This is a genomic window from Escherichia sp. WS547, assembly GCF_046486065.1.
Lineage (GTDB): Bacteria > Pseudomonadota > Gammaproteobacteria > Enterobacterales > Enterobacteriaceae > Escherichia > Escherichia coli.
In genome coordinates this window covers 62,668-88,441 of the sequence record NZ_JBJQMA010000023.1, presented here as the reverse complement: position 1 = coordinate 88,441, position 25,774 = coordinate 62,668, and the positions used below count along the sequence as shown (strand labels likewise).

The following is a 25,774-nucleotide window of genomic DNA, read 5'->3' as shown; positions in this document are numbered from 1 at the left end:
ACCGGCTTTGACGGCCGCACACAGCGTTATCACCACGACCTGACCGGCAAACTTATCCGCAGCGAGGATGAGGGGCTGGTCACCCACTGGCACTATGACGAAGCAGACCGCATCACACAGCGAACGGTGAATGGTGAAACCGCAGAACAGTGGCGGTACGACGAACGCGGCTGGCTGACACAAATCAGCCATCTCAGCGAAGGCCACCGGGTGACGGTGCATTACGGGTATGATGAGAAAGGCCGCCTGACCGGTGAGCGCCAGACGGTGCATCACCCGCAGACGGAAGCCTGCTCTGGCAGCATGAAACCAGACACGCTTACAACGCGCAGGGACTGGCGAACCGCTGTATACCGGACAGCCTGCCCGCCGTGGAATGGCTGACTTACGGCAGCGGCTGGCTGGCAGGCATGAAACTCGGCGACACACCGCTGGTGGATTTCACCCGCGACCGCCTGCACCGGGAAACGCTGCGCAGCTTCGGCCGTTATGAACTCACCACCGCTTATACCTCTGCCGGGCAGTTACAGAGCCAGCACCTGAACAGCCTGCAGTATGACCGCGATTACACCTGGAACGACAACGGCGAACTCATCCGCATCAGCAGCCCGCGACAGACCCGGAGTTACAGCTACAGCGACTCCGGCAGGCTGACCGGCGTCCACACCACCACCTCAAATCTGGATATCCGCATCCCGTATGCCACGGACCCGGCAGGCAACCGCCTGCCCGACCCGGAGCTGCACCCGGACATCACCCTCAGCATGTGGCCGGATAACCGTATCGCCCGTGACGCGCACTATCTTTACCGGTATGACCGTCACGGCAGACTGACGGAGAAAACCGACCTCATCCCGGAAGGGGTTATCCGCACGGATGATGAGCGGACTCACCGGTACCATTACGACAGTCAGCACCGGCTGGTGCACTACACGCGGACACAATATGCAGAGCCGCTGGTCGAAAGTCGCTATCTTTACGACCCGCTGGGCCGCAGGGTGGCAAAACGGGTGTGGCGGCGTGAACGGGACCTGACGGGCTGGATGTCGCTGTCACGGAAACCGGAAGTGACCTGGTACGGCTGGGACGGCGACCGGCTGACCACGATACAGAACGACAGAACCCGCATCCAGACGGTTTATCAGCCGGGGAGCTTCACGCCACTCATCAGGGTCGAAACCGCCACCGGTGAGCTGGCGAAAACGCAGCGCCGCAGCCTGGCGGATGCGCTTCAGCAGTCCGGCGGCGAAGACGGTGGCAGTGTGGTGTTCCCGCCGGTGCTGGTGCAGATGCTCGACCGGCTGGAAAGTGAAACCCTGGCTGACCGGGTGAGTGAGGAAAGCCGCCGCTGGCTGGCATCGTGCGGCCTGACGGTGGAGCAGATGCAAAACCAGATGGACCCGGTGTACACGCCGGCGCGAAAAATCCACCTGTACCACTGCGACCATCGCGGCCTGCCGCTGGCGCTTGTCAGCACGGAAGGGGCAACAGAATGGTACGCAGAATACGATGAATGGGGTAACCAGCTGAGTGAGGATAACCCGCACCAGCTGCAGCAGCTCATCCGCCTGCCGGGTCAGCAGTATGATGAGGAGTCAGGCCTGTATTACAACCGCCACCGCTATTATGACCCGCTGCAGGGGCGGTATATCACTCAGGATCCGATTGGACTGAAGGGGGGATGGAATTTTTATCAGTATCCGTTAAATCCGGTTCAGTATATAGATTCAATGGGACTGGCATCTAAATATGGACACTTAAATAATGGCGGATATGGAGCGAGACCCAACAAACCGCCTACGCCCGATCCAAGTAAGTTGCCAGACATAGCGAAACAATTAAGACTGCCATATCCTATTGACCAGGCCAGTAGTGCGCCTAATGTTTTCAAAACATTCTTCAGAGCATTAAGTCCTTACGATTACACACTGTATTGCAGGAAGTGGGTAAAACCCAATCTGACTTGTACGCCGCAGGATGATCCCCAGTATCCAGGGATGGAGACAAAGACAGCAAGTGATTACCTGCCACAGACAACTTGGCCAACAACTCAATTACCACCAGGATATACTTGTGCAGAACCCTATTTATTCCCAGACATTAATAAACCCGATGGGCCAGCAACAGCAGGGATAGATGATTTGGGTGAAATTTTAGCTAAAATGAAACAGAGAACATCGAGAGGAATAAGAAAATGAAAAGAGCTTTGTTCTTTTTGCTGATGATATTCGTTAGTTTTGGTGTTATAGCTAATTGCGAAACACAAGCTAAAGATCAAGATTGCTTTACCATTTTCACTAAGGGTACTATTTTTTCCGCGTTTCCTGTCTTAAATAATAAAACCATGTGGAGATGGTATCAGAATGAGGACATAGGTGAGTATTATTGGCAAACAGAACTTGGTATATGTAAAAATAACAAATTCACACCAAGCGGGGCGAGACTCTTAATTCGCGTCGGATCACTACGCCTTAATGAAAATCATGCAACCAAAGGAACGTTGCAGGAGTTGCTAAATACAGCAGAAAAAACGGCGTTTCTCGGCGATCGGTTTAGAAGTTATATAAGAGCGGGTATCTATCAAAAAAAGAGCAGTGATCCAGCTCAGTTGTTGGCAGTCCTTGATAATTCAATCATGGTTAAATATTTTAAAGATGAGAAGCCAACTTATGCTCGAATGACAGCACATCTCCCGAACAAAGATGAGTCTTACGAATGTTTAACAAAAGTACAGCATGAACTGCTTCGTAGTGAAGAAAAATAAAATCTCTTCCTGAGAAAATAAATTAACTATTCGAAAAAATATGTTCTTAATGGGTATCCAGGAACACCAGAAGGTCGATTTGGAAAAATGGATTCCGATGGTAAGAATATCATATATTCTGAATGTAATGTTTTACCCACAACTTTTGAGATTCGATAGGTGTAGAGCATGAGAAACTCACTAATATTACTTATTATGATATTGTTTACAATATCACACTCAGTATTTGGAAAAGAAAATTCAGTGGAAATTTTAGTAAATAGTCGTGAAATGGCTTTGGAATTATCATATGTTTATATTAAATATATATACGGGAAAGAAAAAGCAGAATTTCAGAAACCATATAGTATTACAGATGACAATAATTGTTGGAAAATCGAGGGAAAACAACCGAAGACGTTAGGAGGAAATTTTACAATACTAATAGCGAAAAAAGATGGGCAAGCGTTGGATGTAATACACAAAATAATCCACTGTTCAGACGATTCAAATATTTTACCAAGGTGTGTTTCATAACTATTTTGTGTACAATATGACTCTACATATCGACGAAAAAACCACTTGATTTGACAGGAACACATTCAAAAAAATTTCTTTTTCATTTCAGGAGCGATTTTCATCTGTTACTTGAAGTATCTGTGAGATTAAGTGACTCCCCCTAACGTCGTACTAAATAGTAATTACTGGCCATACCGGGAGCAGTATTCGGCGCTTCCCACATGCAGCAGAATAACCGCATCAGCGAAGATGTATTGTATTTTTACTATCACAATGTGTACGGACGGTTTATGGAAAAGAATGAACATTAGATACGCGATGCGGCGGCAGATTACACGGTTATCACTACGATAGCCAATACTGGCTGGTGCATTACCGCCGTGAACAATAGGACGCCGTACTGCTGGAAATTTCTTACCTTTATGACTCCCCGCACCGCCGTATCGGGAAACGGGAAGCAGTCAAGATGAGGCTGATATAATGTGTGGAATGCCTGAGTATTTTTAGAATAGAGGGTAATATGTTTGATAGAATATATCTTGGTGATCGACCAATAAAAAAATTGAATTTGATTTATGGAGCAAACAAATTAGAATTCAGGTGAATTTAATCTCAAGGATAGCCTATGGTACAACAGAATGGAATTTTTATAATAATGAAGACTTAGAAAATGGTTATTTAGTATTTACCGATGTTACTTTCTTTAATATAATACCTAATGGCTCCATTCCAGATGATTATATAGTTTCAATAATAACAGATAAAGTCAATGTTGAATGTTTTGAATCAACTATAGTTGCTGTTGGTCAAATTCGAAACACAAATGTTGGTGACATTGATAATATTGGTGAATGTCAAATTCTCATCAGGTATAAAGACCGCTAGATTGAGAATAAACTCAAAGAAAAAATAATTGAATAACCATGTCAGTTATAGACATTTTAGATGGAACGAACCAGAGAAGGTCATGCCTCCGAGCTGGGTTATGTGGACACGGAGCTTTAGCGTAGTGAACTCAACGAAGCAAGCCGGAAACCTGCCAGCCCTTATCAGCACGTAAGGGACAACAGCGTAGTACGCAGAATAATCCTACCCACGTAGTATGGACACAGGCCTAAGCGAGGTTCTGGTTTTCAAATTTTTCAGGAGTTAGATGATTGGAGGAACAGATGATAAGAATCGCATTTTTAATAACCAATAAATTTCTTGAGATAGATAGTACCACTCTTGCTGGATATGATTTTAGCGGGATGAATCTACATCGTGCCACCCTCAATGGTTATTGTCTTGATGGGGCGAAATTTGAAAAAACTCATTTAAGAAATGTAATGATTCAACATACATCAACTAGAAATGCTGTCTTTCACAATGCGGCTCTGATGAATGCTATTCTGAATAACTCAGATTTCACTGGAAGTGATTGTAGTAATTCAAGGTCAATAGGTGAAAATTTTAAAGCAATAGATAATCATGGGAAAGATATAATAAATGGAAAAGGATTGTCTAATGTTTGCAAAATACATGACAACGTATAAGAAAATATTATTCAGAACCTATGTGATTGTATCTTTGTTTTTACATACAACACATGGGCGCAGTGTAATAATATTATTATAATGCGCAAGTATGAATGTGAGGGGAAATACACCGTTAGAAATTTGGTAAAAAATAAAGCTATAGCATTGGAATTAGCTGAGATGTATGTTAAAAATCGTTATGGGCATGATGCCGCAGAAGAAGAAAAACCATACAAAATCATGGAATTACCAACAAGTTGGATTGTTGAAGGCACCATTGAATCAGACCAAATTGCTGGTAGGGTTTTTATTATAGAAATAGGCAAAAATGACGGGAGAATTCTAAATTTTGGCCACGGAAAATAAGTATGTAAGGATAAACAAACATCGTGTGTGCTGATGGCAGAGTAGGTGGAGGACTCCAGACAGTCAAACGATAGAAAAAGATAGTCTTTATGGAGGTTCCTGCAATGTCAAATACATACCAGAAAAGAAAGGCAAGTAAAGAGTATGGTTTATATAATCAATGTAAGAAACTAAATGATGATGAATTATTTCGCTTACTTGATGATCACAATTCCTTGAAAAGGATTTCATCTGCCAGAGTATTACAGTTAAGAGGTGGTCAAGACGCTGTTAGATTGGCAATTGAGTTCTGCTCTGATAAAAATTATATCCGTAGAGATATCGGAGCATTTATACTCGGGCAAATAAAAATTTGCAAAAAATGCAAAGATAATGTGTTTAATATTTTGAACAATATGGCATTGAATGATAAGAGCGCTTGCGTTCGAGCTACGGCAATCGAGTCAACGGCTCAGCGATGCAAGAAAAACCCAATTTATTCACCTAAAATAGTAGAACAATCTCAAATTACTGCTTTTGATAAATCGACTAATGTCAGACGTGCTACAGCATTTGCTATTTCTGTTATCAATGATAAAGCAACAATTCCACTATTGATTAATCTGTTAAAAGATCCAAATGGAGATGTCAGAAACTGGGCCGCATTTGCAATAAATATCAATAAATATGATAATAGTGATATTAGGGATTGTTTTGTGGAGATGCTTCAGGATAAAAATGAGGAAGTCCGTATTGAAGCAATAATCGGACTTTCCTACAGAAAAGATAAAAGGGTTTTATCTGTTTTATGCGATGAGTTAAAAAAAAATACTGTTTATGATGATATCATTGAAGCTGCGGGTGAATTAGGTGATAAAACGCTACTTCCTGTTTTAGATACTATGTTGTACAAGTTTGATGACAATGAAATTATAACTTCCGCTATTGATAAGCTGAAGCGTTCATAGCGTGAGTTGCCTATGCACAGTGGGGGATTCCCGCCGGCACGGTGCAGATGCTCGACCGGCTGGAAAGTGAAATCCTGGCTGACCGGGTGAGTGAGGAAAGCCGCCGCTGGCTGGCATCGTGCGGCCTGACGGTGAAGCAGATGCAAAACCAGATGGACCCGGTGTACACGCCGGCGCGAAAAATCCACCTGTACCACTGCGACCATCGCGGCCTGCCGCTGGTGCTTATCAGCACGGAAGGGGCAACAGAATGGTGCGCAGAATACGATGAATGGGGCAACCTGCTGAATGAAGAGAACCCGCAACAGCTGCAGCAACTCATCCGCCTGCCGGGTCAGCAGTATGATGAGGAGTCCGGCCTGTATTACAACCGCCACCGCTATTATGATCCGCTGCAGGGGAGGTATATCACTCAGGATTCGATTGGGCTGAAGGGGGGATGGAATTTTTATGAGTATCCGTTGAATCCGGTTCAGTATATAGACCCTTTTGGATTAGCTGATATGAATTTCTATGATGAGGGGATACGCAGAAATGTATCACTGCATGCTGCAACAGATAAAATAAATATTCCTGGCGTTTTTACTATTGGAGGACATGGATATCCTGGTTTTATTACAGATGAAAATGGAAACTATGAAACTGCTGAGGGATTAGCCAAGAGAATCAGAGCTAATCCACGCTATAAAAAGGGAATGTCTGTTTGATTATTCTCATGTGGTACAGCCAGAGAGGGAGATAAATCTTTTGCCAGCAAGTTAGCCAGAGCACTTCATGCAAATGTCACTGGAGCTGATACACAATGGCAAGTATGGATGGCGTGGGATAATAATACTCCTCTTTTTAATACGATCCAAACAGGACTTACGGATAATATCTCGGCAATTGACACAAGTAATAATGTCATAACTGGTAATAATATGGGCCGCTGGATAACGTTTGGACCTTCAGGTCAACCCATTTCTTCCACTCCTGGCAAAGTTATGAGACCAAGTGATATAAAATAACAAAGGTGGCAACATGAAGTGCTTTTTATTTATTCTGATTGCAAATGTTTTCTTTTTCTCTTGTTGTTCATATGGAGGTGAAATCCCCCCCCTATTAAGCTCCATAACATTGAAATAAGCTCAACATCTGAATCGTTTAATTTAAGTGAAAATCAAAGATATGAACTTGATATTAAATCTGAGGGCGGGGATGGTGATGCGTCATATCGATTACATCAATATTATACATATGTTTGCTTTAATATACCCAAGCAAATTAAATATCTGGCAAGGTCTGCATCTCAAGGAAATATCATAGCGCAATATAATTATGCTATGATTCTATCCTCAGAGGAGGATGATTCCTATTTAAAATATTATAATTTAGATAATGCAATTAATTGGCTGAAAATGGCTGCCTCACATGGCTATATTAAAGCCGAGGTTGAATTGCTAAGGCTTGAAAGGCTAAAAGAAACTATAAGGTTAGGGAAAGATCATCCAATGCCGTAGGCACAAAGATGCAAGGCAAGATATTTTTCATATTATAAGCATAATGTTGTGAAAAGCGGGGCTGCGATTGTATTAAAGCCATTTTTCTGGCTTCTGAAGGCTGAAATTCAGTCATGATTACTCAGGCTCTGCGCCTCCATCAGACCACCGTTGATCACCATATCCATGTGTTTATGAATAAAGGGCAGGGAAAGATCACGCAACGCTGCTTTTTTGTACTAAATAATTCGCACTAAATATTCAATAATTGAGATATTCCTTATTACCTAAAGCTGTTTTCCATTGCTTATACATGATCAAATACTCCTTACATAATTAAGGAGAACAAAATGAAACTTAAAAAATTGATGGAACATATTTCTATTATCCCCGATTACAGACAAGCCTGGAAAGTGGAGCATAAATTGTCAGATATTCTACTTTTGACTATTTGTGCCGTTATTTCTGGTGCAGAAGGTTGGGAAGATATAGAGGATTTTGGGGAAACTCATCTCGATTTTTTGAAGCAATATGGTGATTTTGAAAATGGTATTCCTGTTCACGATACCATTGCCAGAGTTGTATCCTGTATCAGTCCTGAAAAATTTCACGAGTGCTTTATTAACTGGATGCGTGACTGCCATTCTTCAGATGATAAAGACGTCATTGTAATTGATGGAAAAACGCTCCGGCACTCTTATGACAAGAGTCGCCGCAGGGGAGCGATTCATGTCATTTCTCGCGTCAGTCCTTGCGGGGAGCAGGCTTTCGTAATCTTGCCCTGAATACCGGACTGAGTATCAAAAAGCCGGTTAACTGAAACTGTCCAGGTTTTGGTGGTCAGTTCATAAACGCCTTATCCGGCCTAAAAAAAACTAAAATTCAATAAATTGCACCAATGCGTAGACCCTATAAGCTTACGCATCGGGCAACTGTAATTACGCCATTGTCCCAATCGTCTTCCTAAATCGCAGCAGTGCGATGGTGAAAAACGCGCCGCCAATTGCCATCAGCGTCAGGAACTGCGGCCAGACGATTTCGAATCCGGCACCCCGGTAGAGGATGGCCTGCGCGAGGCTAACAAAGTGTGTCGTCGGCATGGTCAGCATAATGTCCTGCACCATCTGCGGCATACTTTCGCGCGGCGTGGATCCACCGGAAAGCATTTGCAGCGGCAGCAGCACCAGAATCACCAGCAGCCCCAGTTGCGGCATTGAACGCGCTATCGTCCCCATAAAAATGCCGATTGACGTGGTGGCAAACAGACTGAGCGCCACGCCCAGCATAAACAGCGGGATCGAGCCTTCAATCGGTACGCCCAGCACGCCTTTTACCATCAGCACCAGCGATAATCCCGATACCACCAGCACCACCAGCCCCATCGACCAGATCTTCGCCATCATGATCTCAAACGGCGTTATCGGCATCACCAGTAAGTGTTCCACCGTGCCGTGTTCACGCTCGCGGATCAGCGCCGATCCGGTCAATACAATCGCCAGCATAGTAATGTTGTTGATGATCGCCATCACCCCGCCAAACCACGCGGGATCGAGGTTCGGGTTAAAGCGCATCCGGGTTTCCAGCGATACCAACGGTTCGCTATTATCACGGTAGCGCGCGACAAAGCTGTTCACTTCACCGTTGATAATATTCTGGATATACCCATTGCCGGTAAATGCCTGGCTCATGCGCGTGGCATCGACGTTCACCTGAATATCTGGCTGGCGTCCGGCGAGGACATCACGCTGAAAATTAGGCGGAATATTTATCGCGAAGGTATAGCGTCCGGCGTCCAGCCCGGCATCCATCTCATCGGCGGTGATCATCTCCGGTGGCAAAAACCACGGGCGATAGAAGCTGTTAACGATCCTGTTCGATAACTGCGATTGATCCATATCGGCAATGGCGATCGGCGCGAGGTTCAACGATCCTGGCGTAACGGTCGCTGACGAATACACCGACACCGTAAACGAGAAGACAATCAGCGTCAGCATCGCTTTATCACCGAGCAAACTGCGCAACTCTTTGATACCCAGATTAAAAATATTGCGTAAATGGCGCATCATCCCTCCTGTTTTTTCAGCAGCAGGATGCTTAAGCCCATCACCAGCGGGATGGCTATCAGCAACGGGATAAAAAGTTGCCACAAATCAGTCAAATCCAGCGCCTTCGAGAACGTCCCGCGGGCAATAGTCAGAAAATGACTGGTCGGGTAAACCTCGCCGATCCAGCGTCCTGGACCTTCCAGCGAAGCTACCGGATCAATCATCCCGGAAAACTGTGTCGCCGGGATCAACGTGATAATCGCCGTACCGAAAATAGCGGCAATCTGGCTTTTCATAAAGGTGGAGATCAGCAGCCCCATTCCGGTGGCGATGATGATATACAGCAGCGCCGCCAGGGTGAGCGTCAGGAAACTGCCTTTATGCGGTACGCCAAACACAAACACCGACAGGCCGCAGAGCAGGAAAAAGTTCAGCATCCCCAGCGCGATGTACGGTAGCTGTTTGCCAAGCAAAAATTCGCTACGGGTGGTGGGAGTCACGTAAAGGTTGATAATCGACCCCAACTCTTTTTCCCGCACCACGCTAAGGGCGCTTAGCATTGACGGGATCATCATCAGCAGAAGCGGGATCACCGCCGGAACAATCGCTGGCAGGCTTTTTACGTCCGGGTTATAGCGATAGCGCGTCTCAATGTTCATCAGCCCGCTTTGGCTGGAGGGTGTGGATTGTCGGCTCGCCACATCCTGTAGCCAGCTCTGGTGCATAGCCTGCACGTAACCTTTTACCGTTTCGGCACGACTGGGCATCGCACCGTCGATCCAGACACCGAGTTCCACAGGCGTACCACGCGCGATATCGCGCCCGAAATTGGGTGGGATCTCAATCGCCACCGTGATATCGCCCGCACGCATCCGGCGATCCAGTTCGTCATAACTGGTGAGCGGTGGTTGTTCGATAAAGTAACGGGAACCGGAGAGATTGAGCGTCCACGCCTGGCTACTGACGGTCTGGTCGCGGTCAAGCACCGCAAAGCGCAGGTTTTCCACATCCATACTGATGCCGTAACCCATTATCAGCATCAGGATCACCGTTCCCATCAGCGCCAGCGTCGAACGTACCGGATCGCGTCGCAGTTCCAGTGCTTCGCGACGGCTGTAGCTAAACAGACGGCGCAGACTAAATCCCTGACGCGGCGCGTGGGTGGCGTCGTGTACCACGGGCGGCGCTTCGGCTTCGCTGCTCTGCCCTGCCGCTTCCTGCAAATAGGCGATAAATGCCTCTTCCAGACTGGCGGCTCCGCGTTTCTCAACCAACTCCTGCGGTGTACCGCTGGCGAGCACTTTTCCGGCGTGCATCAGTGAGATACGGTCGCAACGTTCCGCTTCGTTCATAAAGTGGGTGGAGATGAAGATAGTCACTTTGTCCTGACGCGAGAGATCGACCATCAACTGCCAGAACATATCCCTCGCCACCGGATCGACACCAGAAGTAGGCTCATCGAGGATTAACATCTCCGGGCGATGAATCACCGCCACCGCCAGCGAAAGCCGCTGGCGAATGCCGAGCGGTAATGACTCCGGCAGAACATCTTCAACGTCGTTGAGCTTAAAACGCTCGCTCATTTCAGCCACTCGCGCGGGAATTTCCGCTTCCGGGATGTGAAACAAACGGGCATGTAACTCAAGGTTTTGCCGCACGGTGAGTTCGTTATAGAGCGAAAACGCCTGCGACATATAGCCTACCCGACGGCGAGTATCGATATCTTTTGGATCAACCGGTTGCCCGAACAGCCACGCCTCACCTTCGCTGGCGGGCAGCAATCCGGTAAGCATTTTCATGGTGGTGGATTTACCGCAGCCGTTCGAACCAAGAAAACCAAAAATCTCCCCGCGTGGAATGCGGAAATTGACGTGATCAACGGCAACGAAGGAACCAAAACGCATGGTCAGATCGCGCGCTTCGATGGCAATCTCTGCGTTTTCAGGTTGATATGGTGGGATCACTACCGCCTGATGCGCCTGGCGTTGCGCTTGCGGTAACAGATTTATAAATGCTTCTTCCAGCGTGGCGCTTTGCGTTTGCTGCCGCAGCTCTTCGGCGCTGCCGGTTGCCAGCACTTCTCCGGCATTCATCGCTACCAGCCAGTCGAAGCGTTCGGCCTCTTCCATGTAGGCGGTGGCGACCAGCACGCTCATATTGCTCTGCCGCTGGCGAATACTGTCGATCAGATCCCAGAACTGGGCGCGGGAGAGCGGGTCAACCCCCGTTGTTGGCTCATCAAGAATCAACAGTTCCGGGTCGTGGATTAACGCACAGCACAGCCCCAGTTTTTGCTTCATCCCGCCGGAGAGTTTCCCTGCCGGACGATCACGAAACGGTGCTAACCCGGTGCTGGTCAGCAGCTCATTAATTCGCACTTCTCGCTCCGCTTTGTCGTGACCGAACAGGCGGGCGAAAAAATCGACGTTTTCATACACCGACAAGGTGTGGTAGAGGTTTTTACCCAGCCCCTGCGGCATCCAGGCGATGCGCGGGCAAACGTCGCGTCGATGCTTCGGGTCGCGCATATCGCCGCCCAGCACGATCACATTGCCCTGCTCAATGACACGAGCACCGGAAATCAATGACAATAAACTCGACTTCCCGACGCCATCCGGACCAATCAGCCCAACCATGCAGTGGGTCGGAATATCGAGAGTGATATTGTTCAGCGCAACGGTTTTTCCATAATGCTGGCTCACGCCCGCCAGTTGCGCGACAGGCGGGACGGGAACCAGTTCCAGATGCGTCATTGCGGCAACCTCACCACCAGGTCGTCAGGCCACGGAAGTTCTTCATTCACCCGCACCCACGCTACGCCCGGCAAACCGGTTTTGACATATTCCAGATGCTGCTGGAGTAATTCCGGTGGGATACGCGCTTTGACGCGGAACATCAGTTTCAGCCGCTCATCGCTGGTTTCGACGGTTTTTGGCGTGAACTGGGCGACGCTGGCGACAAAACTGATGGTTGCAGGAATACGCAGATCTGGCGCGGCATCGAGGATCAGCCGGGCTTCACCGCCCAGTTTCAGCGTGCCCGCCTGTTCGGTTGGCAGGAAGAAGGTCATATAGACGTCGCTCAGATCGACCATATTCAGCACCCGACCGCCTGCCGCCAGCACTTCCCCTGGCTCGGCAACCCGATACTGCACGCGTCCGTCACGCGGGGCTTTCAGTTCGCTGTCATCGATATCTGCGGCAATGCGCCGTTCAGTGGCTTGTGCGGCTTCGACGCGTGTTTGCGCCTGAATGATATTGGTGCGTGCCGCTTCTATAGCGGCTTTAGAAGCCGAAACCTGGGCTTTTGCTGATTCCAGCGCAGCTCGGGCGCTCTCAGCGGCGGCGCGATCGTCATCCAGCTGTTGCGCAGAAATAGCCCCTCGTTGGGCGAGCGAACGGGAACGCGTATGACGTTTGGCAACGGAGTCCAGTTCGGCCTGGCGTTGATTGACCAGCGACTGTGCGGCACGAGTTTCGCTTTGGCGTTGCTCCAGCAAAGCCTGCGCGGCGGCAACGGCGCTTTGTGCTTCTTTGATTTGCGCGATGGCTTCCAGTCGCTGTTCCTGCAACACGCGAGTATCCATCTTCGCCAGCACTTCACCTTCGCGAACAAACTGGCCTTCTTTCACCAGAATGGTGTCGATACGCCCGGCAATTTTGCTGGCGATATCCACTTCCGTCGCTTCAATGCGCCCATTGCTGACGGCAAAGCCTTCCGGCACACCCGCTGGGCGCAACAGCCACCACGCCACGATAGCGGCCACCGCCAGTAACCCGACAACCCACCACGCCAGATGGCGCTTACTCTTATCCATAATCGACCCGCCATAATCCCTGTAAGCAAACGACGCGTGTTACAACTGCCGCCGAACGACGTTCAGCGGATTCTTCCATCCGGGATAAGAAGGAAACGGCAAATACGACCAGCGCGCAGAGCATTGAGCGCCAACGTGGAAGGCTTAGTGAAAACGGGTAGTAATGTTGTCATCATCAGCATTCCTGGCCGTAAATGAAACACGCATACTCATAAGTGTGATCTATAAAACTGGCTGACAAAACGGTATCCATCCTGTTGGATAGCGTTTCACGCCTGTTCAGTTGCAGGAACAGAGCATTCCTTATTACGTTTTATCAACAGTCTCAACCAGATAGTAACATTAATATTCATGTTGTCTATGGTTCAGAGCTGTAACATTGTGCGCCTTCTAATCAAAGGCATAAGTCCATTTTTGTTTTTTTCATGCTGGTAAGACTTCCAGGGAGTGGTTATCTCAGGCCCCGCACCAGGGTTAATTTGGCAATTATGCATGCTGAACATTCTTCCAGCATGTTTACTGTCACGGGCGTTAAGACCTAAAACTGTCCCCGTTTCACCTATGCGTTCTCTCCCACCATTTCCGTTATGTGCAACAACTTGATTTATACCTAACATTTGTGAGCATGCTAATAGTGCTTCAAGTTTAGGTCTGTAATCTGTCGAAACAGAAAAATAACGATTAAAGGATCGACAAGAGATAGCCCGGCTAGTTTTAAACTTTTTACCATTAATTATAGTATGATGCTTTTTATTAATAATTGCCGCTAATTCGACCGGATCGAGAGCATTGGTCATTTCATCAATAGAGACTGTTATCGGTCCTATAATGTAACGTTTTCGCTGATCATCAAAAGTTATCCCATGATGATTTGCCATTATTTTGTATTTGGGGTCATAGAAACATACAGGATAATCTTTTATCCCAGCGTAGGTATCCTCACCAAGTGGTTTCATACGCGTGAAGTTCTGCATATAGTTACCATTGCAATTCGTTTCATGATTACCAGCTAATACATGAACATTTTTATTAATACTCATTATGCGTTTTAACAAATCGATGATAAATTGATCGCCACAGATATTACTAAATCGATCGCCGGTTTGATCGCCAAGAAACGTACATGGCGTCACAGCGTCTTTATTAATAACTAAATAAGGCTGAAGACTTTCTAAAACTATATCTCTTCTGTTCAGAATACTGATTATTGTATTAACATTAGTGTCAAGTTGCTCATTAAAGTTCTCCCTTAGCAATACGTTGAGAACTTCATCTTCTATATTAAGCAACTGGCCAAGGAAATTTTCTCCTTCAGCCATGATTCCCAAATGTCCCGTTGCGAAAAGCGCGTACAAAACTGCACCAACTGAGCCATCGGTATCGCCAAAATAGGTTGGTCTGGTACTTGTGGGATCAACAGGTGAACAATTGGAGAAATAGGTTCTGTCAGCGAACTGGGGTTTTATCATTGTTTCGAATTTAATATCAGATACATTGTATTGCGATATTTTCCAGTTCCAGATGGGTTTGTACGACTCAGTAACTGCAACATCATTAGCATTATCATTTACTGTCATATTATTAAGTAAATAAACAATGCTGCACCAATTAATATCGGTATCATCAAGAGGGCAACCGTAATTTTTACTATTAATTGTCACAATAAACTGATAACTATTATTCCTACGTAGAATATGGGCACGCATGCCCGATAGCATACTATATTTTTCTGAATGATTCGTTTCTATGGTAAATGAAATTTTGTCATCTTGAAAAGATTGTTGGAAACGTTCTATTTGCCAATCATCAATTTTTTCCACAACTTCACCGAGCATTGTCCTGGCAATACTTGATATATCATCACCTATACCATTTGCAATATACCCAAACAGTTCTTTAGTGAAGTTAGTAACATGCTCTTGCACCATATCATTTGTTGCGATTGTCGTTGTACTGTCGTTAGTGCCTGCCACAGTTCCAAGTTTCATCTTTTACCTCATATAATTCACCGCAAGGAATACATAGTTATCATTTAATCTTATGACATACACCTCATGTTCGACGGGAAAATAATTATATTTTGCACAAATCATTCAGCCTTAAAGCATAATATGAAATTTCTTATCTCATAGTAGAGAAAGTCCCTAAAGATTGTAGAGGCGTCATCAGTACATGCCTCTACAATCGATTAAGAAAAACTATGAAATACTGGCAGGATTAAAAAAATATACCACCGTATTCATGGAGTTTTAATGAGATTGAAAACAACTAAGCCCTGGGACACCTTTTTTATCACCACGTTCGTTAGGTGCTATCTTCCAGGAATTTAGCCCCATGGTATAATTATCAATTTTTTGATGCTGATCTACCCCTAATCCATAATGGCCATATTTCTGTTTACTTTTTTTGAGCGTCTGTCCACATTTGAAGATATCTTCAGGTTTTGGTCTGAAAGCAGTAGTGTTATTAAAATAATTGTCATATACAGGTGTGGATGCTATAGCATTGCTTCTAATTAGATGGATAAGACGATCATCCATGTGTTGTTTATGTTTTTTATTAAATATATTTGCTAATTCCTCAGGATCAATTGGGTCTTTCATCTGATTAAATGGAATCTGCAAAGCACCTAGACAATAACATTCATTTTCTTCATTTCTTATTATTCCGTGATGACTGGTTAAAACTTTCGTTTCTGAGTCATAATTACAAACATCGAGCGTTTTAATTAAGTCATATGTATCACCGGAAGAGAGTTTATGATTTGCTAGTCGTGCACTATAGTTACCATTAAAATTGATTTCATGATTTCCAGCCAGAACGACGACATTTTTATTTATACGACTATCTTTATTACCCTCCATATTTCGCATAGAATTTAGCAAAGTAAGGATATATTTATCACCAAAAATAGTACTAAATCTATCGCCTGTATGATCCCCAAGGAAGATACAAGGGGTAATCGCATCGCCTTTTAAAAAAACATGTTGATGCAACTCATTCAAGATCATGTCTCTCGTATCTAATAAAGTGAAGAGTTTTTTCAATTTTTTATTTTCATATGCGAATGAAGCCATGTCTTCGTGTTTTAATAAATCACATAATAAACTCCACCCCTCTCCCCTGATGCCTATATGCCCTGAAACGAGCAATGCATAAAGTACAGCGCCTACTCTTCCATCTGTATCGCCAAAATAAGCCGTGTTGGCATTTTGTGGATTAATCACACCACACTGTTTATAAAAGTCTATTTTTGAAAAAACAGATTCAACATAGCTATCAAACTTTTCCTTAGTAAACGTCTCTTTAGAGACAGCCCAACGCCAGTCAGGTTTGAAATTACCACTAAGAAGAGTAAAGAAATTTCTCTCTATGATAGAAAACCCATCAACTTTATAAATTATGTCTGATTTATCTCCGGAGAAATTAATAAAATAATAACCGTCCTTACGCTCAATCGTAACGGTAATGGGAGACGATAATTTTATCACATGGTTATTGTCTGGTATAATTGTAAAGATAAACGTGTCAGTAGTATTATCGGCGAAACTATTATATTCTTTAATATCTATAGATGGCTCACTATTGTAAAACCATAGTTTTTCTATCTGAGGACTATGTTCAGTTACGTTCCAGCAGCCATGTTGCAGGAAATAGATGATATGCAGGCCAAAATCGTTATCTATTTGCGAATGTTTATCCAGCTTATCAATTTCAACTATCTTTGAACGATGTTTTTTATCAACCTTGCCATGGTGTTGATGACTGTTAACTTTATCTGAATGCTTATCTTGATGGTTTGAAGAGAAGTGCTTAAATATATTGTGAAATACTTTCATAAATAACCCGTGATATTTTTGACTTGTTAGTAACAAAATAAATGACACATGTCTGAAAGACATATTTACGATGATACAAAGCAATAATACTTATATGTTCGATGATTTTAAGCACCGATACCATCCGGTCTTTTACCAAATAATGAAAAAGAATCCCTCCCTGGAAGATAATTGTAAAAAACAACAGAATAAGAATTAATCTTAGGATAAATATTTATTTACCATGGCCTTTTGAACGCTGAAAAGTAGCGCTCTGTAAAGTAAATCCCGCTATAGTTATGCTATGCATTTGTCTTTAATGATATCTCGTCATTATATTAACAGGCTGAAATTATCATTAATGCACATTTCAATATTAGCAGGGATACCTGAGGAGTTTAAAGTGAACATATATATCGGGTGGCTTTTCAAATTAATCCCTTTAATTATGGGCTTAATTTGTATCGCGTTAGGTGGCTTTGTGCTGGAAAGTTCTGGGCAAAGTGAGTATTTCGTCGCGGGTCATGTGCTGATTTCTCTGGCAGCCATATGCCTGGCATTATTCACTACCGCATTTATTATCATTTCGCAGCTCACGCGCGGCGTTAATACGTTTTACAATACATTGTTCCCCATTATTGGCTATGCGGGGTCAATTATCACCATGATATGGGGTTGGGCACTGTTAGCAGGCAATGATGTGATGGCAGACGAGTTTGTTGCCGGCCATGTTATTTTTGGCGTTGGTATGATTGCCGCCTGTGTATCGACAGTGGCAGCGTCATCCGGTCACTTTCTGCTCATTCCCAAAAACGCAGCAGGGAGCAAGAGCGATGGAATACCGGTACAGGCTTATTCGTCATTAATCGGTAATTGCCTCATTGCCGTTCCCGTGTTACTCACCCTGCTCGGTTTCATTTGGTCTATTACGCTGTTACGTAGTGCCGACATAACTCCGCATTATGTCGCCGGTCACGTATTGCTTGGGTTAACCGCAATCTGTGCCTGTCTAATTGGCCTTGTTGCCACAATCGTCCATCAAACACGTAATACGTTCTCATCCAAAGAACACTGGCTGTGGTGTTATTGGGTTATTATTCTCGGCTCAATCACGGTGCTGCAGGGCATATACGTGTTAGTCAGCTCCGATGCAAGCGCCCGACTGGCTCCCGGCATTATCCTCATTTGCCTCGGAATGATCTGTTACAGCATATTCTCAAAAGTCTGGCTACTGGCACTGGTCTGGAGACGTACCTGTTCGTTAGCCAACAGAATACCGATGATTCCCGTCTTCACCTGCCTGTTTTGCCTTTTCCTGGCATCGTTTCTTGCGGAAATGGCGCAGACCGATATGGGATATTTTATTCCTTCGCGGGTTCTGGTCGGTTTGGGAGCGGTATGCTTTACGTTGTTCTCAATCGTTTCAATATTAGAAGCGGGTTCTGCTAAAAAATAATTGCAACGTACCGGATAAAACCAGCGTTGATTATTTGCGTAACGCTGGTTTTTCTTAGGTATCATGAAATAACGCAGCATTAATGCATAGTGGTTAAGTATAAATAAACAGCTAAGTTGCTGATTTTTTCAACCTGTTCATATTTTATAAAGATCTGGCCACTGGGGGAGTTTTAATCACCTTTCCCTCCACCTTATATTAAGCATGGAGGGTCTCAGTTCACAGGCTCATTAGAAAATAATCACAAGATAACCACTATCAAAATTAGCTCATTTTTAATGCGACTCTAATAATTTTCATCTTTAGGAAATAGCTCAGGACGACTTCGCTGCAATCAAATCCTGCGCACAAGCCCACGCACTCGACCACGCCCACTGGAAGTTATAGCCCCCCAGCCAACCGGTGACGTCCATCACTTCGCCGATGAAGTACAGCCCAGGCACTTTGCGCGCTTCCATCGTCCGTGAAGAGAGTTCGTTGGTGTCCACGCCGCCGAGCGTCACTTCGGCAGTGCGATAGCCTTCAGTGCCGTTGGGTTGTACGCGCCAGTCGGTCAATGTGCTAATCAGTGCCTGTTGGTCACGCACGTTGAGCTGTTTTAGCGAAACATCCGGGATTTGCCCGAGTTGTTGTAAACGTTCAACCAACCGCTTCGGTAGATGAACCGCCAGTGTGTTTTTCAGGCTCTGATTCGGATGTGCATTACGCTGCTCATTCAGGAAGGTTTCGAGGTCCACATCCGGTAGCAGATTGATACTGACAAATTCACCCGGTTGCCAGTAGCTGGAAATTTGCAACACCGCCGGTCCAGATAAGCCGCGGTGGGTGAAGAGTAAGTTCTCACGGAAAACGGTGCCGTTTTCAGCGGTAATCACGGAAGGCACCGCCACGCCCGCCAGCACCTGTAACTCTTCGAGCAACGGTTTATGCAGAGTGAATGGCACCAGGCCCGCGCGGGTCGGCAGCACGTTGAGGCCAAATTGTTCGGCAATCTTATAACCAAACGGCGACGCGCCCAGCCCCGGCATTGACAGTCCACCGGTCGCGATGACCAGCTTTTCGCAACCGACAGTCATGCCGTTCAGTTCAAGCGTGAAGCCTGTTTCATCCTTCGCCACGCTCAGCACTTCGCTACGCAATCTGACGGTCACATTGCCCTTCTCGCACTCATCCACCAGCATGTCGACAATCTGCTGCGCGGAGTCATCGCAGAAGAGTTGTCCTAACGTTTTCTCGTGCCAGGCGATGCCGTGTTTATTGACCAGATCAATGAAATCCCACTGGGTAAAACGCGCGAGTGCAGACTTACAAAAATGCGGATTCTGGCTCAGATAAGCGCCCGGTTCGACATAAAGATTGGTAAAGTTGCAGCGCCCACCGCCAGACATGAGGATTTTGCGCCCTGGTTTTTTACCATTATCGATCAGCAGAACCCGGCGTCCTGCCTGACCTGCCAGCGCAGAACAGAACATACCCGCCGCACCAGCGCCTATAATAATGGCATCAAACCTTTCCACGTTGCGCTCCTCTAAGAAAAAACGGGCGTGAATTGTAAAGATTCCTCAGTGGTCGCACCAGCATCAATATTACTAAAAGGAAGTATTTGCCTGAATTATATAAGATAATTATTTTTTGAGTGAAATCCATACAGGAGGCAAATCAAAAAAAGTCTATATTTCACTTTGCCCGCGCCGCGAAAGTCACTGATAATGCGCCGCGTTCATGTCCTCAAAATGGCGTAACGTCCTATGCTACATTTGTTTGCTGGCCTGGATTTGCATACCGGGCTGTTATTATTGCTTGCACTGGCTTTTGTGCTGTTCTACGAAGCCATCAATGGTTTCCATGACACAGCCAACGCCGTGGCAACCGTTATCTATACCCGCGCGATGCGTTCTCAGCTCGCCGTGGTTATGGCGGCGGTGTTCAACTTTTTGGGTGTTTTGCTGGGTGGTCTGAGTGTTGCCTATGCCATTGTGCATATGCTGCCGACGGATCTGCTGCTTAATATGGGATCGTCTCATGGCCTTGCCATGGTGTTCTCTATGTTGCTGGCGGCGATTATCTGGAACCTGGGTACCTGGTACTTTGGTTTACCTGCATCCAGCTCTCATACGCTGATTGGCGCGATCATCGGGATTGGTTTAACCAATGCGTTGATGACCGGGACGTCAGTGGTGGATGCACTCAATATCCCGAAAGTATTAAGTATTTTCGGTTCTCTGATCGTTTCCCCTATTGTCGGCCTGGTGTTTGCTGGCGGTCTGATTTTCTTGCTGCGTCGCTACTGGAGCGGCACCAAGAAACGCGCCCGTATCCACCTGACCCCAGCGGAGCGTGAAAAGAAAGACGGCAAGAAAAAGCCGCCGTTCTGGACGCGTATTGCGCTGATCCTTTCCGCTATCGGCGTGGCGTTTTCGCACGGCGCGAACGATGGTCAGAAAGGCATTGGTCTGGTTATGTTGGTATTGATTGGCGTCGCACCAGCAGGCTTCGTGGTGAACATGAATGCCACTGGCTACGAAATCACCCGTACCCGTGATGCCATCAACAACGTGGAAGCTTACTTTGAGCAGCACCCTGCGCTGCTGAAACAGGCTACCGGTGCTGATCAGTTAGTACCGGCTCCGGAAGCTGGCGCAACGCAACCTGCGGAGTTCCATTGCCATCCGTCGAATACCATTAACGCGCTCAACCGCCTGAAAGGCATGTTGACTACCGATGTGGAAAGCTACGACAAGCTGTCGCTTGATCAACGTAGCCAGATGCGCCGCATTATGCTGTGCGTTTCTGACACTATCGACAAAGTGGTGAAGATGCCTGGCGTGAGTGCTGACGATCAGCGCCTGTTGAAGAAACTGAAATCCGATATGCTTAGCACCATCGAGTATGCGCCGGTGTGGATCATCATGGCGGTCGCGCTGGCGTTAGGTATCGGTACGATGATTGGCTGGCGTCGTGTGGCAACGACTATCGGTGAGAAAATCGGTAAGAAAGGCATGACCTACGCTCAGGGGATGTCTGCCCAGATGACTGCGGCAGTGTCTATCGGCCTGGCGAGTTATACCGGGATGCCGGTTTCCACTACCCACGTACTCTCCTCTTCTGTCGCGGGGACGATGGTGGTAGATGGCGGCGGCTTACAGCGTAAAACCGTGACCAGTATTCTGATGGCCTGGGTGTTTACCCTTCCGGCTGCGGTACTGCTTTCCGGCGGGCTTTACTGGCTCTCCTTGCAGTTCCTGTAATCGCACGCACCAAAACGAGCGGGTCAGTTTACTGGCCCGCTTTTTTTATGCGTTATTTTTGCTGAAGTGCTTAATGCCAAATCATCAATGCAATCAGACTGACCACCACCAGACCACACAATGCGCTGGTCAGAATAAACTGCCGACGCACCCGCTCACAGCGGCGAATAAACTCATCATCGTGATGATCGCGATAACGTTGGGCATAGATATACCAAACGAGACGCACCTGTTTGTTGGGTTGGCCATGTGAGGTAAAAAAGCCCCCTCCATCAACATATTGATAGAGCAATGGATCGCAGTTACGCAGTACCACTAACAACGCGCGTAGTGATGAGAAATAGCGCGCCATGTTAACAATGCAAACGACACATAAAGCCCAAAATAATGCGACGGTGCTTATCATACCTCCTCCCCGGCGACCTGCCCGCGGAGTTCCACCCCGGGGCTACCGCTCCCGATACGCTGCCAATCAGTTAACACCAGGTCCTGGAGAAACCGCTTTTGTGGTGACCAACATCCGAGCGGCTCTATAGATAGTGTAGGAGATCAGGTTGTTTTTTTTCCAGAAGGTTAACCACTATCAATATATTCATGTCGAAAATTTGTTTATCTAACGGGTAAGCAAGGCGGATTGACGGATCATCCGGGTCGCTATAAGGTAAGGATGGTCTTAACACTGAATCTTTACGGCTGGGTTAGCCCCGCGCACGTAGTTCGCAGGACGCGGGTGACGTAACGGCACAAGAAACGCTAGCTGGCCAGTCATCGACAACTTTATGGAAGGAGTAACACTATGGCTTATAAACACATTCTCATCGCGGTCGATCTCTCCCCGGAAAGCAAAGTTCTGGTAGAGAAAGCAGTCTCTATGGCTCGCCCCTACAATGCGAAAGTTTCTCTGATCCACGTAGATGTAAACTACTCTGACCTATACACCGGGCTTATTGATGTGAATCTGGGTGATATGCAGAAACGCATCTCTGAAGAGACACATCATGCGCTGACCGAGCTTTCCACTAATGCAGGCTACCCAATCACTGAAACCCTGAGCGGCAGCGGCGATCTGGGCCAGGTTCTGGTCGATGCAATCAAGAAATACGATATGGATCTGGTGGTTTGTGGTCACCACCAGGACTTCTGGAGCAAACTGATGTCTTCCGCACGTCAGCTGATCAACACCGTTCACGTTGATATGCTGATTGTTCCGCTGCGCGACGAAGAAGAATAATCTTCCCTCTACGACGTGTTCCTGAACGCCCGCATATGCGGGCGTTTTGCTTTTTGGCGCGCCTTGTTACCTTGCAGCGTAAACACCTTATCTGGCCTACGGTCTGCGTACGCAATCAAAATCCCCTGCCAATACAACATTTAACACCATCATATTTTCCATCATTAGTGTGATCAGCTGGTTATTTTCTGTTGTAATAGTGTATTAATCTATTCACCGCATCAATATTAAGAATCTCTGACAGATGAAAACTTTTTCGCGCGTTATCCCTTACGCGTTCATACTTTTCAGGATGGTATTGGAAGGTTAATAAATATGAATACAACAACACCCATGGGGATGCTGCAGCAACCTCGCCCATTTTTCATGATCTTTTTTGTCGAGTTATGGGAGCGATTCGGCTACTACGGCGTGCAGGGCGTACTGGCGGTTTTCTTCGTTAAGCAGCTTGGATTCTCGCAAGAACAGGCTTTTGTCACTTTTGGTGCTTTTGCTGCGCTGGTCTATGGCCTCATTTCCATTGGCGGCTATGTCGGCGACCACCTGCTGGGGACCAAACGCACCATTGTTCTCGGAGCACTTGTGCTGGCGATTGGCTACTTCATGACCGGCCTGTCGCTACTTAAGCCTGACCTGATTTTCATCGCCCTGGGGACTATCGCTGTCGGTAACGGCCTGTTTAAAGCTAACCCAGCCAGCTTGCTTTCGAAGTGCTATCCGCCGAAAGATCCGCGGCTTGATGGCGCATTTACCCTGTTCTATATGTCGATCAACATCGGCTCGTTGATAGCGTTATCGCTGGCCCCCGTGATCGCTGATAGATTCGGTTATTCAGTCACCTACAACCTGTGCGGTGCGGGGTTAATTATCGCGCTATTGGTTTACATCGCCTGTCGCGGAATGGTGAAAGACATTGGTTCTGAACCCGACTTCCGGCCGATGAGCTTCAGCAAACTGTTGTACGTGTTACTTGGCAGCGTGGTGATGATCTTCGTCTGTGCATGGCTGATGCACAACGTAGAAGTCGCCAATCTGGTGCTGATTGTTCTCTCTATCGTCGTCACCATCATTTTCTTTCGTCAGGCATTCAAGCTGGATAAAACCGGGCGCAATAAAATGTTTGTCGCCTTTGTCCTGATGCTCGAAGCGGTGGTGTTTTACATTCTCTACGCCCAGATGCCAACGTCGCTGAACTTCTTTGCCATCAACAACGTGCATCATGAAATTCTCGGCTTTTCCATCAACCCGGTCAGCTTCCAGGCGCTTAACCCGTTCTGGGTGGTACTCGCCAGCCCAATACTGGCAGGCATTTACACGCATCTGGGTAACAAAGGCAAAGACCTCTCTATGCCGATGAAATTTACTCTCGGCATGTTTATGTGCTCACTGGGCTTTTTGACGGCTGCAGCTGCGGGAATGTGGTTTGCGGATGCCCAAGGACTGACATCGCCGTGGTTTATTGTGCTGGTTTACTTATTCCAGAGCCTGGGTGAATTGTTTATTAGCGCCCTGGGTCTGGCGATGATTGCTGCCCTGGTGCCGCAGCATTTGATGGGCTTTATTCTCGGGATGTGGTTCCTGACGCAGGCTGCCGCGTTCTTGCTGGGCGGCTATGTGGCAACATTTACCGCAGTACCAGACAACATTACCGATCCGCTTGAGACGTTGCCCGTCTATACCAACGTGTTTGGTAAGATTGGCCTGGTTACGCTGGGCGTTGCGGTGGTGATGCTGCTGATGGTGCCGTGGCTGAAACGAATGATTGCGACGCCCGAAAGCCATTAATTATTCTTGCAGAAAGCAGGGTAGCGATAACGCTACCCTGCTTTACTTTTACACCGGCGTTCCGGCATAAATATCAAAGCGATGCCCTTTGGTCACTACCGCGTTTGGCGTGGCGACATTCGCCAGCGGCGGCGCGTAGTCCGGGCGCTTTACCACCACGCGTTTGGTCGCCAGCAAGCGTGCAGGCTCTAGTAATCCATCGGCATCAAGATCCGGCCCCACCAGCGACTGAAAGACACGCATCTCTTTTTTCACCAGCGCGCTTTTCTGCTTATGCGGGAACATCGGATCGAGATAGACCACCTGCGGGCGTGGGGTAATATCGGTCAGCGCCGTCAGGCTGGAGGCGTGAATTAACTGCAACCGCTCCTGCAACCAGCCGCCGATTTCCGCATCCGCATAACCACGCGCCAGGCCGTCGTCGAGCAATGCAGCAACCACCGGATTACGCTCCAGCATCCGCACGCGGCAGCCGACTGAAGCCAGCACAAAGGCATCGCGCCCCAGCCCTGCGGTAGCATCGACGACATCCGGCAAATAATCGCCTTTAATGCCCACCGCTTTCGCCACCGCCTCACCGCGACCACCACCGAATTTGCGTCGGTGCGCCATCGCTCCGCCAACAAAATCAACGAAGATGCCGCCAAGTTTTGGCTCATCACGCTTGCGCAGTTCCAGATGCTCCGGCGTTAATACCAGCGCCATCAGGTTGTCTTCATCGTGCTCCAGCCCCCAGCGGGCCGCCAGAACAGATAAGGCACCGTCTCCGGTGCCTGTTTCATCAATTAAGCAGATTTTCACTGA

18 protein-coding genes and 7 pseudogenes are annotated in these 25,774 nt (G+C 46.9%); 15 read left to right on the top strand and 10 right to left on the bottom strand.

Annotated elements, in window-relative coordinates; genetic code table 11:
* From ACJHWK_RS18765 to ACJHWK_RS18715, 11 genes and pseudogenes are all read left to right on the top strand, one after another.
* Positions 1–2,198 (top strand): annotated as a pseudogene (locus ACJHWK_RS18765) (RHS repeat-associated core domain-containing protein); the annotation flags it as partial.
* Positions 2,195–2,764 (top strand): hypothetical protein, encoded by a 570-nt coding sequence (locus tag ACJHWK_RS18760; protein ID WP_000816740.1) that lies wholly within the window; start codon positions 2,195–2,197, stop codon positions 2,762–2,764. The pseudogene ACJHWK_RS18765 and the gene ACJHWK_RS18760, both read left to right, overlap by 4 nt.
* Positions 2,765–2,932: 168 nt before the next feature.
* Positions 2,933–3,280 (top strand): NTF2 fold immunity protein, encoded by a 348-nt coding sequence (locus tag ACJHWK_RS18755; protein ID WP_001328180.1) that lies wholly within the window; start codon positions 2,933–2,935, stop codon positions 3,278–3,280.
* A gap of 582 nt (positions 3,281–3,862) precedes the next feature.
* A complete protein-coding gene (locus tag ACJHWK_RS18750) occupies positions 3,863–4,147 on the top strand; it encodes a DUF6258 family protein (RefSeq protein WP_071593670.1) in 285 nt (94 codons plus the stop codon).
* A gap of 284 nt (positions 4,148–4,431) precedes the next feature.
* Positions 4,432–4,671: pseudogene (locus ACJHWK_RS18745) on the top strand (pentapeptide repeat-containing protein); the annotation flags it as partial.
* Between the two features lie 39 nt (positions 4,672–4,710).
* Positions 4,711–4,797: pseudogene (locus ACJHWK_RS18740) on the top strand (pentapeptide repeat-containing protein); the annotation flags it as partial.
* Positions 4,769–5,145, top strand: a pseudogene (locus ACJHWK_RS18735) (NTF2 fold immunity protein). The pseudogenes ACJHWK_RS18740 and ACJHWK_RS18735, both read left to right, overlap by 29 nt.
* A 104-nt stretch (positions 5,146–5,249) precedes the next feature.
* Complete coding sequence (locus ACJHWK_RS18730) at positions 5,250–6,092, top strand: HEAT repeat domain-containing protein (RefSeq protein WP_001521516.1); 843 nt, start codon at positions 5,250–5,252, stop codon at positions 6,090–6,092.
* 29 nt (positions 6,093–6,121) lie between these two features.
* Positions 6,122–7,099: pseudogene (locus ACJHWK_RS18725) on the top strand (RHS repeat-associated core domain-containing protein); the annotation flags it as partial.
* A gap of 557 nt (positions 7,100–7,656) precedes the next feature.
* Positions 7,657–7,785, top strand: a pseudogene (locus ACJHWK_RS18720) (IS630 family transposase); the annotation flags it as partial.
* Between the two features lie 135 nt (positions 7,786–7,920).
* A pseudogene (locus ACJHWK_RS18715) lies at positions 7,921–8,319 on the top strand (ISAs1 family transposase); the annotation flags it as partial.
* A 189-nt stretch (positions 8,320–8,508) separates the two neighbouring features.
* Here ACJHWK_RS18715 and ACJHWK_RS18710 read toward each other — a convergent pair.
* The 6 genes from ACJHWK_RS18710 to ACJHWK_RS18685 form a co-directional block, all read right to left on the bottom strand.
* Entirely contained in the window at positions 8,509–9,633 is a 1,125-nt protein-coding gene (locus tag ACJHWK_RS18710) for an ABC transporter permease (protein WP_001216257.1), read from the bottom strand.
* Complete coding sequence (gene rbbA / locus ACJHWK_RS18705) at positions 9,633–12,368, bottom strand: ribosome-associated ATPase/putative transporter RbbA (RefSeq protein ID WP_170886247.1); 2,736 nt, start codon at positions 12,366–12,368, stop codon at positions 9,633–9,635. Before rbbA ends, ACJHWK_RS18710 begins: the two co-directional genes overlap by 1 nt.
* On the bottom strand, positions 12,365–13,432 hold the full coding sequence (locus ACJHWK_RS18700; protein WP_000361491.1) for an HlyD family secretion protein: 1,068 nt from the start codon (positions 13,430–13,432) through the stop codon (positions 12,365–12,367). The genes rbbA and ACJHWK_RS18700 overlap by 4 nt, the downstream gene beginning before the upstream one ends.
* 62 nt (positions 13,433–13,494) lie before the next feature.
* Positions 13,495–13,608: a protein YhiY gene (gene yhiY, locus ACJHWK_RS18695; RefSeq protein ID WP_001315057.1), complete on the bottom strand. Its 114-nt coding sequence runs from the start codon at positions 13,606–13,608 to the stop codon at positions 13,495–13,497.
* A 189-nt stretch (positions 13,609–13,797) separates the two neighbouring features.
* Positions 13,798–15,420 (bottom strand): DUF4049 domain-containing protein, encoded by a 1,623-nt coding sequence (locus ACJHWK_RS18690; RefSeq protein WP_001596283.1) that lies wholly within the window; start codon positions 15,418–15,420, stop codon positions 13,798–13,800.
* Positions 15,421–15,681: 261 nt separating this feature from the next.
* Complete coding sequence (locus tag ACJHWK_RS18685; RefSeq protein ID WP_001521525.1) at positions 15,682–17,271, bottom strand: DUF4049 domain-containing protein; 1,590 nt, start codon at positions 17,269–17,271, stop codon at positions 15,682–15,684.
* Between the two features lie 382 nt (positions 17,272–17,653).
* Between ACJHWK_RS18685 and ACJHWK_RS18680 the strand changes: the two genes are divergently transcribed.
* Positions 17,654–18,706 (top strand): DUF2776 domain-containing protein, encoded by a 1,053-nt coding sequence (locus ACJHWK_RS18680; RefSeq protein ID WP_001028895.1) that lies wholly within the window; start codon positions 17,654–17,656, stop codon positions 18,704–18,706.
* Between the two features lie 314 nt (positions 18,707–19,020).
* On the opposite strand, the gene ACJHWK_RS18675 is transcribed toward ACJHWK_RS18680, so the two are convergent.
* Positions 19,021–20,223: an NAD(P)/FAD-dependent oxidoreductase gene (locus ACJHWK_RS18675; RefSeq protein ID WP_000439196.1), complete on the bottom strand. Its 1,203-nt coding sequence runs from the start codon at positions 20,221–20,223 to the stop codon at positions 19,021–19,023.
* A gap of 231 nt (positions 20,224–20,454) precedes the next feature.
* Between ACJHWK_RS18675 and pitA the strand changes: the two genes are divergently transcribed.
* Positions 20,455–21,954, top strand: coding sequence for an inorganic phosphate transporter PitA (gene pitA, locus ACJHWK_RS18670; RefSeq protein WP_000902780.1), 1,500 nt, complete (start codon positions 20,455–20,457; stop codon positions 21,952–21,954).
* A gap of 70 nt (positions 21,955–22,024) precedes the next feature.
* On the opposite strand, the gene uspB is transcribed toward pitA, so the two are convergent.
* Complete coding sequence (gene uspB, locus ACJHWK_RS18665) at positions 22,025–22,360, bottom strand: universal stress protein UspB (RefSeq protein ID WP_000626187.1); 336 nt, start codon at positions 22,358–22,360, stop codon at positions 22,025–22,027.
* A 390-nt stretch (positions 22,361–22,750) separates the two neighbouring features.
* Between uspB and uspA the strand changes: the two genes are divergently transcribed.
* On the top strand, positions 22,751–23,185 hold the full coding sequence (gene uspA / locus ACJHWK_RS18660; RefSeq protein ID WP_000323571.1) for a universal stress protein UspA: 435 nt from the start codon (positions 22,751–22,753) through the stop codon (positions 23,183–23,185).
* 96 nt (positions 23,186–23,281) lie between these two features.
* Here the strand turns inward: uspA and ACJHWK_RS18655 are convergent, their stop codons facing one another.
* Positions 23,282–23,335, bottom strand: coding sequence for a protein YriB (locus ACJHWK_RS18655; protein WP_211180512.1), 54 nt, complete (start codon positions 23,333–23,335; stop codon positions 23,282–23,284).
* Between the two features lie 165 nt (positions 23,336–23,500).
* On the opposite strand from ACJHWK_RS18655, the gene dtpB reads away from it, so the two are divergent.
* The gene (dtpB, locus tag ACJHWK_RS18650) at positions 23,501–24,970 is read left to right on the top strand and encodes a dipeptide/tripeptide permease DtpB (protein ID WP_001098629.1); all 1,470 of its coding nucleotides are present in this window, start codon (positions 23,501–23,503) and stop codon (positions 24,968–24,970) included.
* A 48-nt stretch (positions 24,971–25,018) separates the two neighbouring features.
* On the opposite strand, the gene rsmJ is transcribed toward dtpB, so the two are convergent.
* Complete coding sequence (rsmJ, locus tag ACJHWK_RS18645) at positions 25,019–25,771, bottom strand: 16S rRNA (guanine(1516)-N(2))-methyltransferase RsmJ (protein WP_000686620.1); 753 nt, start codon at positions 25,769–25,771, stop codon at positions 25,019–25,021.
* Between the last annotated feature and the right edge of the window lie 3 nt (positions 25,772–25,774).